14 protein-coding genes are annotated in these 13871 nt (G+C 62.5%); 7 read left to right on the forward strand and 7 right to left on the reverse strand.

Features of this window, described 5'->3' with window-relative positions:
- Positions 1–66: 66 nt before the first annotated feature.
- The gene (locus ACS3QZ_RS11195; protein ID WP_456037895.1) at positions 67–534 is read right to left on the reverse strand and encodes a GatB/YqeY domain-containing protein; all 468 of its coding nucleotides are present in this window, start codon (positions 532–534) and stop codon (positions 67–69) included.
- Between the two features lie 184 nt (positions 535–718).
- Here ACS3QZ_RS11195 and carA point away from each other — a divergent pair, with 184 nt between their 5' ends.
- Positions 719–1873, forward strand: a complete 1155-nt coding sequence (carA, locus tag ACS3QZ_RS11200; protein WP_456037896.1) for a glutamine-hydrolyzing carbamoyl-phosphate synthase small subunit — start codon at positions 719–721, stop codon at positions 1871–1873.
- Positions 1874–1944: 71 nt separating this feature from the next.
- The gene (locus tag ACS3QZ_RS11205) at positions 1945–3858 is read left to right on the forward strand and encodes a glycosyltransferase (protein WP_456037897.1); all 1914 of its coding nucleotides are present in this window, start codon (positions 1945–1947) and stop codon (positions 3856–3858) included.
- Between the two features lies 1 nt (position 3859).
- Here the strand turns inward: ACS3QZ_RS11205 and ACS3QZ_RS11210 are convergent, their stop codons facing one another.
- Positions 3860–4498, reverse strand: a complete 639-nt coding sequence (locus ACS3QZ_RS11210; protein WP_093091116.1) for a GntR family transcriptional regulator — start codon at positions 4496–4498, stop codon at positions 3860–3862.
- Positions 4499–4622: 124 nt separating this feature from the next.
- Here ACS3QZ_RS11210 and ACS3QZ_RS11215 point away from each other — a divergent pair, with 124 nt between their 5' ends.
- The 3 genes from ACS3QZ_RS11215 to ACS3QZ_RS11225 all read left to right on the forward strand — a co-directional run bounded on the left by ACS3QZ_RS11215 (position 4623) and on the right by ACS3QZ_RS11225 (position 7160).
- Complete coding sequence (locus ACS3QZ_RS11215; RefSeq protein WP_456037898.1) at positions 4623–5267, forward strand: pyrimidine 5'-nucleotidase; 645 nt, start codon at positions 4623–4625, stop codon at positions 5265–5267.
- A gap of 397 nt (positions 5268–5664) precedes the next feature.
- The gene (locus tag ACS3QZ_RS11220; protein ID WP_456037899.1) at positions 5665–5895 is read left to right on the forward strand and encodes a hypothetical protein; all 231 of its coding nucleotides are present in this window, start codon (positions 5665–5667) and stop codon (positions 5893–5895) included.
- Between the two features lie 62 nt (positions 5896–5957).
- Positions 5958–7160: a UbiH/UbiF family hydroxylase gene (locus ACS3QZ_RS11225; RefSeq protein WP_456037900.1), complete on the forward strand. Its 1203-nt coding sequence runs from the start codon at positions 5958–5960 to the stop codon at positions 7158–7160.
- Between the two features lie 89 nt (positions 7161–7249).
- On the opposite strand, the gene ACS3QZ_RS11230 is transcribed toward ACS3QZ_RS11225, so the two are convergent.
- The 3 genes from ACS3QZ_RS11230 to ACS3QZ_RS11240 are packed head-to-tail and all read right to left on the reverse strand — an operon-like array spanning position 7250 to position 9335.
- A complete protein-coding gene (locus ACS3QZ_RS11230) occupies positions 7250–8368 on the reverse strand; it encodes an aminotransferase class V-fold PLP-dependent enzyme (RefSeq protein WP_456037901.1) in 1119 nt (372 codons plus the stop codon).
- A 59-nt stretch (positions 8369–8427) separates the two neighbouring features.
- Complete coding sequence (locus tag ACS3QZ_RS11235) at positions 8428–8883, reverse strand: Lrp/AsnC family transcriptional regulator (RefSeq protein WP_456037902.1); 456 nt, start codon at positions 8881–8883, stop codon at positions 8428–8430.
- On the reverse strand, positions 8880–9335 hold the full coding sequence (locus tag ACS3QZ_RS11240; protein WP_456037903.1) for an Lrp/AsnC family transcriptional regulator: 456 nt from the start codon (positions 9333–9335) through the stop codon (positions 8880–8882). The genes ACS3QZ_RS11235 and ACS3QZ_RS11240 overlap by 4 nt, the downstream gene beginning before the upstream one ends.
- A 136-nt stretch (positions 9336–9471) precedes the next feature.
- On the opposite strand from ACS3QZ_RS11240, the gene ilvC reads away from it, so the two are divergent.
- On the forward strand, positions 9472–10494 hold the full coding sequence (gene ilvC / locus ACS3QZ_RS11245) for a ketol-acid reductoisomerase (protein ID WP_093091130.1): 1023 nt from the start codon (positions 9472–9474) through the stop codon (positions 10492–10494).
- Between the two features lie 94 nt (positions 10495–10588).
- Complete coding sequence (locus ACS3QZ_RS11250) at positions 10589–11503, forward strand: DMT family transporter (protein ID WP_456037904.1); 915 nt, start codon at positions 10589–10591, stop codon at positions 11501–11503.
- Here ACS3QZ_RS11250 and glmM read toward each other — a convergent pair whose 3' ends face one another.
- Positions 11504–12853, reverse strand: a complete 1350-nt coding sequence (glmM, locus tag ACS3QZ_RS11255) for a phosphoglucosamine mutase (RefSeq protein ID WP_456037905.1) — start codon at positions 12851–12853, stop codon at positions 11504–11506.
- Positions 12843–13862 carry a dihydropteroate synthase gene (gene folP, locus ACS3QZ_RS11260; protein WP_456037906.1) on the reverse strand — a complete coding sequence of 340 codons (1020 nt, stop codon included), beginning with the start codon at positions 13860–13862 and terminating at the stop codon, positions 12843–12845. The genes glmM and folP overlap by 11 nt, the downstream gene beginning before the upstream one ends.
- Between the last annotated feature and the right edge of the window lie 9 nt (positions 13863–13871).

Here is a 13871-nt window from a genome sequence, read left to right on the forward strand (position 1 = left end):
TACACGCGCCATGAAAAAGGCCCGGATCGGACATCCGGGCCTTTTCTTTGTTGATTTCCTGAAATTTCAGCCCTGGTTGAGGGCATCCTTGACCATCGGGCCGACCTTGCCGAAATCCATCTGCCCGGTGTACTGCGCCTTGAGCGCGCCCATCACCTTGCCCATGTCGCGAATCGAGTTGGCGCCAACGTCCGCCACGGCTGCCTTGATCGCCGCGTTGACCTCTCCCTCGGAAAGCTGCTTGGGCAGGAACTCTTCGATCACACCGATTTCCGAGATCTCGCGTTCCGCCAGATCCAGCCGCCCGCCCTCTTCATAGGTGCGGGCGCTTTCCTGGCGCTGCTTTACCATCTTGGCCAGAATGCTGAGGATTTCACCGTCATCCACCCCGCTACGATCTTCGCCTTCTGCGCGCGCGGCAATGTCGCGGTCCTTGATAGCCGCCGTGATCAGCCGCAAAGTCGACAGACGCTCGGCGGCGCGGTCGCGCATCGCCTGTTTCATCGCCGTGTTAATTTCGTCCCGCAGTGTCATTGGGCCCTGCCATTTCATGTCAAACATAAGGCCGGGACCATACAAAACCCCAACCCGACTCGCAACCGCCTGCACCCCACGCGCCCCGAGGTCAACTTCGGCCTTGTTTTGCTGCGTTCGGCGCTTGACGCTGTCCCCACCCCGACATAGGTATCGGCCAATTTGTCAGCCGGAGAGTCGCACCATGGCCCAACAGCCCCCTTCCCACCCGACCGCTTGCCTTGCTCTTGCCGATGGGACGCTGTTTTACGGACGCGGTTTCGGCGCCACCGGCGAGACAGTGGCCGAACTGTGCTTCAACACCGCCATGACCGGCTATCAGGAAATCATGACCGACCCCTCCTATGCCGGGCAGGTCGTGACCTTCACCTTCCCCCATATCGGCAATACCGGCGTCACCCCCGAGGATGACGAAACCGCCGATCCCGTGGCCGAAGGTATGGTCGTGAAATGGGACCCCACCGAACCCTCGAACTGGCGGTCTGCCGATACCCTCTCCAACTGGCTCGCCACGCGCGGACGCATTGCGATTGGTGGCGTCGACACGCGCCGCCTGACCCGCGCCATCCGCCAGCAGGGCGCCCCGCACGTGGCGTTGGCCCATGACCCCGAGGGCAAATTCGATACCGAGGCGCTGATCGCCAAGGCACGCGCGTTCTCCGGCCTCGAAGGGCTGGATCTCGCCAAGGACGTGACCTGCGCGCAATCCTACCACTGGGATGAAATGCGCTGGGCTTGGCCCGAAGGCTATACCCGCCAGAAAGCCCCCAAGCACAAGGTCGTCGCGGTCGATTTCGGTGCCAAGCGCAACATTCTGCGCTGTCTCGCTTCGGCAGGCTGTGACGTCACCGTTCTGCCCGCCACGGCGACCGCCGAAGAGGTGCTGGCCCACAATCCGGACGGCGTGTTCCTCTCCAACGGCCCCGGAGACCCGGCCGCAACCGGTGAATATGCCGTGCCGATGATCAAGGACGTGCTCAAGGCCGACTTGCCGGTCTTTGGCATCTGCCTGGGCCACCAGATGCTGGCGCTGGCGCTGGGCGCCAAGACCATCAAGATGAACCACGGCCACCACGGGGCCAACCACCCGGTCAAGGACAACGACACCGGCAAGGTTGAAATCACCTCGATGAACCATGGCTTTGCCGTGGATAGCCAGACCCTGCCCGAGGGCGTGCTCGAAACCCATGTATCCCTGTTTGACGGCTCCAACTGCGGTATCCGCATCGCCGACAAGCCGGTCTTCTCGGTCCAGCACCACCCCGAAGCCAGCCCTGGCCCGCAGGACAGCTTCTACCTGTTCGAGAAATTTGCCGCGTACATGGCAGAGCGCGCCTGAAACGCCGGGCGTGTAAACCTTTCTTAACGGCGCATTAACCTTTCCCCGCGCATTCTGGCGATACCGTCAGAATGTCGTGGGTAAAGTGGATGAACGACCCGGTCATGCGTGTTTTCCGGGACGCCTCGCCGCCCCGCCAAGAAGATCACATGCCGCTTGGGCGGGATCTGATCGAACACGACCTTATTACCCCGTGGCAACTCTTCTACGCGCTTCGCGCCCAGCGGCGCTGGCAGGCCACGCTCTCGGATATTCTGCGCTCCCGCGGCTGGATTTCCGATCACGACCTGCGAAACCGGCAGGCGGCGCGGTTTTCGACGCACCAGATCGACCTGACACGCGAACCGCCCGACCCAAGGCTGGCGTCGCATCTGCCGCCGCATCTCTGCCTGAAATATTGCCTTGTCCCATGGGCGATCGAGGACGGCGTGCTGACTCTCGCCATCGGGCGCGCCGATCGGTTCGAGGAAATCCGCCCACAGCTCCCGCCTGACCTGCGCAGCGCCAATCTCGTTGTCGCTCCCGAGGATCAGGTCATGCAATACCTCTCCGTCACGCATCGCGAAGCACTGACAACACTGGCCGAAACGCGGGTAGCTCCTCAATTCAGCTGCCGGGGATGGGACATTCGCACCCCGCCCCGATCCGCACTCTTTCTCGGGCTGCTCGCCTGTGCAGCCCTGATGATCCTGTTCCAGCCCGCGCTGCTTTTTGCAGGGGTCATGGCTTGGGCGCTGCTGTCGCTGTTGATCGCTGCGGTGATGAAAAACGCAGCCCTGATCCTGCACATGATCCCCCGCAAGAACCCGCCTCTCCCCCCACCTTCTTCTCCGCCACCGCTGCCCCGCATTTCCGTCATGGTGCCCCTGTTCCGCGAAAAGGAAATCGCCCACGCCCTGATCCGCCGCCTGACCCGGCTCACCTATCCGCGCGCCTTGCTCGACGTGGTGCTGGTGCTTGAGGAAAAAGATACCTTGACCCGCCAGACCATCGCCCAGACCCGCCTGCCAAGATGGATGCGCGTGGTTCAAGTCCCGGCCGGGTCCGGACTCACCACCAAGCCGCGCGCTCTGAATTACGCGCTGGACTTCTGCAAGGGCGACATCATCGGCATCTGGGATGCCGAGGATGCCCCGGCCAAAGACCAGCTCGAACAGGTCGCCCAACACTTTGCCCATGCCGCGCCCGATGTGGCCTGCCTCCAGGGGGTGCTGGACTATTACAACCCCTATACCAACTGGCTGTCGCGCTGTTTCACCATCGAATATGCCACGTGGTTCCGCATCGTCCTGCCCGGGCTTGCGCGCATGGGGCTGGCCGTGCCGCTTGGTGGGACCACCTTGTTCCTGCGCCGCGAGGCCATTGAGCAGGTCGGCGGTTGGGACGCGCATAACGTCACCGAGGACGCAGACCTCGGCTATCGGCTGGCCCGCTTCGGCTACCGCACCGAACTCATGCACACGGTCACGCAGGAAGAAGCCAATTGCCGCCCCATCGCCTGGATCCGGCAACGCTCGCGCTGGCTCAAGGGCTTCATGATCACCTACCTCGTGCACATGCGCGCGCCCCGCCGGTTGTGGCGGGACCTTGGCCCGCGCAAGTTCTTCGGCTTTCATATGGTCTTCATGACCACCCTTACCCAGTTCGTGCTGGCGCCGCTGATCTGGAGCTTCTGGGCGGCAGCTCTGGGATTCGGCCATCCGCTTGCCGGAACCTTGCCTCCTGCGGTGATCGGCGCCATCGCCGCGCTGATGATCAGCGCCGGGATCATGAGCGCGCTCATCGCGCTCACCTCGATCCTTGGTCAGGGCCGGGAACGGCTCTACCCTTTCGTGCTGACCATGGCTTTCTATTTCCCGCTGGCGACGCTCGCGGCTTACAAGGCTCTGATCGAACTGCTGATCATCCCTTATTACTGGGACAAGACCGCCCACGGCAAAACCGCCGAAGGCACACAGGCCCATACAAGCTTTTCGTCTGAATAGATCAGCCGTCGCTTTCCTGCTTCAGCCGCGTCACGAAGGCCTGCGAGATATGATCGCGCAGCGCGTTATAGGCACCTTCCTCGTCTCGCGCCGCAATCGCATCCACGATCTTCTGGTGCTCGATCAACGTGTCGGTCCCGCGCCCCTCGGCAGCAATCGACGTGGTCGCCATCAACGCCATCGACCGGTGCACAAGGTCAAGCTGCTGCACGAGATAGCGGTTATGCGAGGCAAGATGGATCTGCTTGTGGAACCGCCGGTTCGACCGGGCAAGCGCGGACGGGTCGTCGACCAGCTTGTGATCCGCATCCACCATGTCCTGCAGCACGCGCACCTCTTCGTTTGTGGCATGGCGCGCCGCCAGCCGCGCGGCCAGCCCTTCCAGCTCGGTACGCACCACGTAAAGCTCAGCCATCTGATTGTGATCCAGCGACGACACGATCAGGCTGCGCCCGTCCCGCGCCAGCAGGGATTGCGTCTCGAGCCGCTGCAACGCCTCGCGGATCGGTGTGCGCGACACGCCAAAGCGTTCGGCCAGATCACTTTCCACCAACCTGTCGCCGGGTTTGAACACGCCCACGTCAATCGCTTCAAGGATCAGCGTATAAGCATCCTTGTTGGTTGATTTCACCTGAGCCATCGGCGCGTCTCCCCGTCTTATTGCGCGCCAGACTAAGCGCTCGGGGCAATCATGCAACCCCATACGGCACCGCAGCGTCTTTCCCGCCATTGCGCCGTTGCGGTCAAACACCTACCTTCCGTCCATGCCAAAGGAATCCTTCGCACATGTCTCGACCTGGGTGTTCGACCTCGACAACACCCTCTATCCGCCGCAGGCGCGGCTGTTCGATCAGATCGAAGTGCGCATGACGCGCTTCGTGATGCAGGCGCTTGGCGTCGATCAGCCCAAGGCCGACCACTTGCGCCGCCATTACTGGGCCACCTATGGCACGACCCTCGCGGGCCTGATGCGCGAACATGATGTCGACCCCGGTCCCTACCTGACCGAAGTGCATGACATTTCGCTGGACCACCTTGAACCGGACGCGCAGTTGGCGGCCTATATCCGTGCCCTGCCGGGGCGGGCCATCGTCTATACGAACGGCACCGCCCCCTATGCCGAACGGGTGCTGGCGGCGCGTGGGCTGGATGGGTTGTTTGATGCGGTCTATGGCGTGGAACATGCCGGGTTCCGCCCCAAACCGGAACGCGAAGCCTTTGAAACCGTGTTCAAAATGGATGGTGTGGATACCGAAACCGCAGCGATGTTCGAAGACGATCCGCGCAACCTCGAGGCACCACACGACATGGGGATGCGCACCGTGCACGTCGCCCCTGATCCGCATGATGCGGAGCACATCCATCATCATACCGACGACCTGGCCGCGTTTCTTCGAAAACTGAGCTGAGCGCAGGCGGTGACTGCGACAGTTCGCCCGATCAAAAGACGCCTTCTCAATTCACATTTATTTCCTGCACGCAGCAGGAGACCTTGAATGCCCTTGACGGAAACGCACTGAAACCTCGTTTTCCCAATGATGCCCGCCCGTTCCGGCATGTTGGCGAGTCCATCTTCCCGCCCTTTTGACCCTGGTTTGCGATTGGAGGAGCGGACAGATCGCGGCCAGCGAAACGTTTGGAACGATTTCAACTGGGCGTGATCCCGCCGGTTCGGATTGCGCCTGAGGGAAAGGCATCGTAAAGGGACTGGCAATCATGCTGCAGCGCAGCAATTCACCTTGTTATTCACATATTCGCGATTGTATATGTGATTCGACTTGAAACCACAGACCACAGGAGCCTCTGATGAGCCTGACCGAAACCGCAAACACCACCGCCCTTGCCGAAACCCACGAAGCCGCCCATGACGAAGTCATCTCGGCAGCGGGCCTCAAGGCGATCTATGCCGTGCTGCTGGCCGTGGTCGCGGCATGGGGTTCGGCGATCTATGCCTATGGTATCCCCGGTCTCTACATGCCTGCCGTCGCTGCAGTTCCCGTGATCTGGATCATTCTGCTGGTCATCTCGCGGGGATGACAAATACGCCTCTTGGAACCCGGCCCGCACAGGACTAAGTTCCGGGTTCAGGAGGCTTTCCCATGACCACCCTCACACAAGTCGACATCCTGGTTTCCGGCGGTGGCATCGCCGGGCTGACCGCGGCCGCCGCGTTTGCAAGCGCGGGGTTCTCGGTGCAATGCGTCGATCCGGCCCCGCCCGTCACGGAACGCGACGCCGCCGGATCGGACCTGCGCACCACCGCTTTCCTGCAACCCGCACGCGGCCTGCTTGACGAGGCCGGGTTGTGGCAGCGCCTTGATGAACACGCGGCACCCCTGCAGATTATGCGCATCGTCGACGCGGGCGGTGAAACGCCCGAGCCGCGCATCATCAAGGATTTCAACGCCACGGACATTTCCGATCTGCCCTTCGGCTGGAACCTGCCCAACTGGCTGCTGCGCCGCGAGATGCTGGCGCGGCTCTCGGAAATGGACAATGTCGACCTGCGCCTTGGAACGGCGACGACGTCGCTGTTTACCCGCACGAACGAGGCCCGCGCGGGCCTTTCGGACGGCACCCAGACCCGTTGCCGCCTTGTCATCGCCGCCGATGGCCGCAATTCGCCCATGCGCGAGGCCGCCGGGATCAAGGTGCACACCACCCGCTATGGTCAAAAGGCGCTCGCCTTTGCCGTGACCCACCCAATCCCGCATTGCAATGTCTCGACCGAAATCCACCGCTCGGGCGGTCCCTTCACGCTGGTGCCCCTGCCCGATTACCAGGGCAAGCCTTCGTCGGCACTGGTCTGGATGGAGCGTGGCCCGCGCGCCAAGGAATTGTTCGAAATGGACGTGCCGAACTTCGAGGCCGCCATGACGGAACGCTCCTGTTCGCTGTTCGGCCCGCTGACGCTGGCCTCGCGCCGCACGATCTGGCCGATCATCTCGCAATCTGCCGAATGCCTTTATGGAGAGCGCCTCGCGCTGGTGGCCGAAGCGGCCCACGTGGTGCCCCCGATCGGGGCGCAGGGCCTGAACATGTCGCTCGGGGACATGCGCATCCTGCTGGATTTGGCCAAGGCCAACCCGGCGGAACTGGGCAGCGAAAAGATGCTCGAAACCTACCACCGCAAGCGCTTTACCGAGGTCAAGCTGCGCGTAAAGGGCATCGACCTTCTCAACCGTGCGTCGATGATGGAGGCCCGCCCACTGCGCGATGCCCGCGCCATGGGACTGAACGCGCTCTATTCCATGGCCCCCGTACGCAAAACGCTGATGCAGATGGGGCTTGGGGCACGGTAGTATCGTGCATTTCGCGAGGCCGGGGGCCAGCCCCCGGACCCCCGGGATATTTTTGGCAAAAGGAAGATAAGGGCGTTTGGGGAGCGATCTTACAGCACCTTATCGAGCACCGTTTTCAGCCGCGCCATCGTCCCGTCCACATCATAAAGCTTGTCCAGTCCGAACAGGCCCAGACGGAAGGTCATGAATCCTTCAGGTTCATCACAGGCCAGCGGCACCCCGGCGGCGATCTGCATGCCCTCGGCGGCGAATTTGCTACCGTTCTGAACGCCCGGGTCCGAGGTATAGCTCACCACAACCCCCGGCGCACCGAAACCTTCGGCGGCAACTGATTGAATGCCTTTTTCCTTCAGCATCTGCCGCACGCCATTGCCAAGGGCCCACTGCGCTTCGCACAGCCGGTCAAAGCCATAGTCGCGGGTTTCCAGCATGGTATCGCGGAAGGCGCGCAGCGCGTCCGTCGGCATGGTCGCGTGATAAGCGTGGCTACCCCCTTCATAGGCCGCCATGATCGACCTCCATTTCTTGAGATCAATGGCAAAGCTGTCGCTTTCCGTCGTCTCCAGGCGCTCCAGCGCCCGCGCCGACATCATCACCAACCCGGCGGACGGCGAGGCGGACCAGCCCTTTTGCGGCGCGGAACACAATACGTCCACCCCCAGCGCCTGCATATCCACCCAGACACAGCCGGACGCGATACAGTCGAGCACCATCAGCGCGCCAACCTCATGCGCCGCGGCCGCCATCGCTGCAATATAATCATCCGGCAGGATCACCCCGGCGCTGGTCTCGACATGCGGGGCAAAGACCACATCCGGCTTAACCTCTTGAATCTTGGCGACAACCTCGTCAATCGGCGCCGGCGCAAACGGCGCTGTGGCTCCGTTGCCGGTCTGGCGCGCCTTCATCACCGTGCTTTCGGCGGCAAATCCCCCGGCCTCGAAAATCTGGCTCCAGCGATAGGAGAACCAGCCATTGCGCACCACCAGCGTTTTTGCCCCGCGCGCAAACTGGCGCGCGACTGCCTCCATGCCATAGGTCCCGCCACCGGGCACCAGCGCCACCGCCTCGGCGTTGTAGACCTCTTTCAACATCGCGTTGATATCCAGCATCACCTGCTGAAACGCCGCTGACATGTGGTTCAGGGACCGGTCGGTGAACACCACCGAGAACTCGTCCAAACCGCCGGGATCAATCTCGCTCGCCATGGGACACTCCTTTGTCTGTTGTCCCAAGGGCTAGCGCGAATGCGCGCCATTGCAAAGACTCAAAGCGGCCCGGGTCGGCGTTCTTCGCTCAACAGCACATTTGCATCCACATTACCCACGCCCGGCAGGGTCATGATCCGCCGCCTGAGCACCCGTTCAAAATCCGGGATGTCGCGCGCCGTGACCCGCAGCCGGTAATCATACATGCCCAGCACATGCTCCACCGTCTGCACCTCTGGAATCGCCGTCACTGCCCGCTCAAAGTCTTCAAGCGAAATCCGCCCCTTGGTGGCCAGCTTCACGCCCAGAAACACCGTCACCCCAAAGCCCAGCTTCTCCGCGTCCAGATCAAGCCGCCGCCCGGCAATGACGCCGCTGTCCTGCAACCGCTTGATCCGCCGCCACGTCGCGGGCTGGCTTAGCCCAAAGGCCCGCCCCAGCGCGCCCGCGTTGCGCGTCGCATCTTCGCTCAGGGCGCGCAAAAGCCCGCGATCTATCTCGTCCAGCTCGATCATACCGGCAGGCTTTCGTCCGACTTGATCCGCGCCACATGCATCAACGCTTCAATATCTGCGATATGCGGCAGGGTCAGGATACGCGCGCGGTAGATCTCCTGATAATGCGGCATGTCCCGCGCAATCACCGAAAGCCGCACATCCACCTGCCCGAGAAAGGTCTGGATTTCGAGCACCTCAGGAATGTCCCGTGCCGCGGCAATGAAATCGTCAAAGGCACGTGCCTGTGTTTTGTCCAGCGTCACCCGCAAACTCACTTCGACAGCATAGCCCAACGCCTGCCAGTCGATCACCGCCCGCTGCCCCCGCAACACGCCCGCTTCACGCAGCTTCTCGATCCGTCGGGTCAGGCGCGACGTGGTCAGCGTGAGCCGGTCCGCGAGATCGGGAATCGATTGCTGCGGGTCGGCCTGCATGTGGCGAAGTATGCGCCTGTCGAGGTCATCAAGCATGAATCATGCGGTAAACTAAATTTTGACGAATAGCCAGAGCAATATTTCCCCAAATACCGCACCGAACACCGCTCGTCTTCCCCCGCCAGCGCCCTATGATCGCCCCCAGAGATATCAAACAAGAGGGAGCGCCGACATGCGCGTTTACTACGATCGCGATTGCGACATTAACCTGATCAAGGACATGAAAGTGGCCATCCTCGGCTATGGTTCGCAGGGCCACGCCCACGCGCTGAACCTGCGCGACTCGGGTGCCAAGAACGTTGTTGTCGCCCTGCGCGAAGGCAGCCCCTCGGCCAAGAAAGCCGAAGGCGAAGGCCTGCAGGTCATGGGCATCGCGGAAGCCGCCGCATGGTGCGACCTGATCATGTTCACCATGCCCGATGAACTTCAGGCAGAGACCTACAAGAAATACGTGCACGACAACATCCGCGAAGGCGCGGCGATTGCCTTTGCCCACGGCCTGAACGTGCATTTCGGACTGATCGAGCCCAAAGACGGCGTCGACGTTATCATGATGGCGCCCAAAGGCCCCGGCCACACCGTGCGCGGCGAATACACCAAAGGTGGCGGCGTGCCCTGCCTCGTGGCTGTTGACCGCGACGCAACCGGCAAGGCGCTGGAAATCGGCCTGTCCTATTGCTCTGCCATCGGCGGCGGGCGCTCGGGCATCATCGAAACCAATTTCCGCGAAGAGTGTGAAACCGACCTGTTCGGTGAGCAGGCCGTTCTCTGCGGTGGCCTCGTGGAACTGATCCGCTGCGGTTTCGAAACCCTGGTCGAAGCCGGCTACGCACCGGAAATGGCCTATTTTGAGTGCCTGCACGAAGTGAAACTGATCGTGGACCTGATCTACGAAGGCGGCATCGCCAACATGGACTACTCGATCTCGAACACTGCCGAGTATGGCCAGTACGTCACCGGCCCGCGCATCCTGCCCTACGAGCAGACCAAGAAAGCCATGAAGGACGTCCTCACCGACATTCAGCAGGGCAAATTCGTGCGCGACTTCATGCTTGAAAATGCCGTGGGTCAGCCCACCATCAAGGCGGCCCGCCGTCACAATGACGAGCACCAGATCGAAGCCACCGGCGAGAAACTGCGCGGCATGATGCCGTGGATCTCGGCTGGCAAAATGGTCGACAAAGAAAAGAACTGATTGCGCGCGGGGCCTTCCCGCAGCAAGAGTTTCATCTGACGAAAACGATTGACCCCGGCCCCCGCGCCGGGGTCAATTGCCTTAAGGACATTCCATGACGCAATCCCCTGACATCACCCCCCAAAGCTGGCTCATGGTCGCTGCGCTTGGCGTGATCTGGGGCGGCACCTTCATGGTGCAGAAACTGGCGCTGGGCTACCTGCCCCCGCTCTGGGTGGCCGCTGGACGCATCAGCTTTGCCGCCGTCCTGACCGTGGCCCTCTGGCAGGCACTCGGCGGGCGCCTGTTTACGTCAGAGGAAACCGATTGGCGCGCCCTCGGGCTGGTCTCTCTGCTGAGTGTTGCCATTCCCTTCATGCTCCTGTCCTTTGCCCAGCAATTCGTGACCTCGGGATTTGCCGGGGTCTCCATGGCGGCGGTCGCACTGATCACCCTGCCGCTGGCGCATGTCTTCATCCCCGGCGAGCGCATGACCCTGCGCCGCACCATCGGCTTTGTCATCGGTTTCATTGGTGTTCTGGTCCTGATCGGCCCCGGTGCCTTTCAAAGCTCGGGTAACGCTCTGGAAACCGTGGGCCGTTTCGCCTGTCTCGGGGCGGCCTGCTGCTATTCTGTGTCGTCAATCGTCATGCGCCGCCTGCCCCCGATCGACGCCGTGGGCCTTTCGGCGATCACGCTGGTCTTCGGCATGGGCCTCGTTGTGCCCATGGCGCTCATCAACCATGGCCTGCCGGAAATCCCGGCGGCCCAGGGGCTGTTCTACGTCGTGTTGCTGGGGCTTGTCCCCACCGCGGGCGCGAACCTTTTGCGCAATGTCGTGATCCGCAGCGCCGGGCCGGTCTTCATGAGCCTGACCAACTACATGGTGCCGCTCTGGTCGGTCCTGCTCGGGGCGGTCTTCCTTGCCGAACCCGTGCAGCCCTCGCTGCTCTGGGCCACCTTGCTGATCCTTGCTGGCGTCGGGCTGAGCCAGTACGGCGCGCTGAAACGCCTGTTCGGCGCAGGCTGATCAGCCCGCAACCGCCGCGCTCACCGCATCCACCACACCATCGACGGCCTGCTCCAGCAACACGGAATCCTCGCATTCCGCCATAACCCGGATCAACGGCTCCGTGCCGGACTTGCGGATCAACAGCCGCCCCTTCCCGGTCAACGCAGCCTCGGCATCGGCGATCGCCGACTTGACCGCATCCATCTCCAGCGGCGCCTGCCCGACTTGATACCGCACGTTCTTGAGCATTTGCGGCACAGCTTCGAAAACATGGGCAAGCTCGGACGCCTTCTGCCCGGTCCCCACCATGGCCGCGAGGAACTGCAAGCCCGCCATCAGGCCATCCCCGGTCGTGGCATAGTCGGTCATCACGATATGGCCCGACTGCTCCCCACCAAGGTTGTAGCCCCCCTTGCGCATCGCTTCGACCACGTAACGGTCTCCGACCGCCGTCCGCTCAAGCCGCAATCCACGCCCTTCGAGATACCGCTCAAGCCCGAGGTTCGACATCACGGTCGCAACCAATGCTTCCCCCTTGAGCCGCCCTTCGGCGGCCCAACGTGATGCCAGCACTGCCATGATCTGATCGCCATCGGCCACCTTGCCGGTTTCGTCGATGATCATGACGCGGTCCGCATCACCATCCAGGCAGATCCCCACATCCGCGCCATGCGCCACAACGGCTTCGCTGGCGGTTTGCGGCTTGGTCGAGCCGCAATTCTTGTTGATGTTCAGACCATTCGGCGACGTGCCAACCGGAATGACGTCCGCGCCAAGCTCCCAGAGCGCTTCGGGAGCCGCGCGATAGGCCGCCCCGTTGGCGCAGTCGATCACCACCTTGATCCCCGTAAGCGGCAGCGCGCGCGGCAATGAGCTTTTGACCCGCTCGATATACCGGAACCGCCCGTCGTCGATCCGTTTTGCACGCCCGATATTCTGGGCATGCACCGGTTCGACCCCTTCTTCGATCAGCCGTTCGATTTCCAGCTCGGCCTCGTCCGAAAGCTTGAAACCATCCGGTCCGAAAAACTTGATGCCATTGTCTTCCGCCGGGTTATGGCTGGCCGAGATCATGACCCCCAGATCCGCACGCATGGAATTGGTCAACAGACCCACCGCGGGTGTCGGGACCGGCCCCAGCAACAGCACGTTCATCCCCGTGCTCGTGAGACCCGCCGTCAGCGCGTTCTCAAACATATATCCGGAAAGGCGCGTATCCTTGCCAATCACCACGCGATGCTGGTTGGTCCCGTCATTGCGGAAATACCGCCCCACGGCAGCGCCGATGCGCAATGCCATCTCCGCAGTCATCGGATGCTGGTTCGCTGTGCCGCGCACCCCGTCCGTACCAAAAAACTTACGCACCATGATACTCTCCTGTCGTCACTGCCTGCCACAACTGCAGGGCCTGCCGTGTTTCGGCCACATCATGCACCCGCACAACCTGCGCTCCCTGCGCGAACCCTTCCAGCGCGACGGCCACAGATCCCGGCGCCCTCTGATCGGCCTCCGGCGCATTCCCGATCTTGCCGATGAACCCCTTGCGCGATGCCCCGAGCAGTATCGGGCAGCCAAGGCTGTGAAACAGGCTCAGGCGCGCAAGCAGGGCAAGGTTGTGCTCGATCCGCTTGCCAAAGCCGATGCCGGGATCAACAAGGATCTGGTCACGCGGTATGCCCAGCCCGGTCAGCATGCTAACCTGGGCAGCCAGAAAATCGTACACATCCAGAAGCACGTCGTCATAGCGCGGGTCGGCCTGCATGGTCTCCGGATCGCCCTGCGCATGCATGACGCAGATCGGCACCGCACGCTCCACGCACAGCGTTTTCAGCGCCGGGTCGAATGTGAAGCCGGACACGTCATTGACAAGAAATGCCCCTTCGTCCAGCGCGGCCCGCGCCACCACGGCCTTGCGCGTGTCGATGCTGATCGGCACCTGCAACACGTTGGAAATCGCGGCGATTACCGGCGCGGTGCGGGCAATCTCGGCCTCGGGAGGCACTTCCATCGCGCCGGGGCGCGTGGATTCGCCTCCGACGTCAATAAGGCTTGCCCCGGCATCGACCATGACCCGCGCATGGGCCAGCCCTCGGGCCGGTCCGACATGTGCGCCACCATCCGAGAAACTGTCCGGGGTCACGTTCAGGATGCCCATGATCTGGGGGCGGTCCATACGCACCCGCCCCAGCTTGGATCGCGGGGCGGTCATCGCCGCCAGCACGTCCTCGGGCACGTCGCGCGCAGAAATCACCTCGGGCGGCGCGCCGCGCCGCAAATGTTCAACATGAGTAAACCAACACCAGCCCCCTGCAAGCACCAAAGCGCCTTCCGGACGCGCGGCATCGGTCTGGGGGATCGCACGAAAATAATCCGTCATGATTGCTGA

Source organism: Shimia sp. W99, assembly GCF_053851455.3.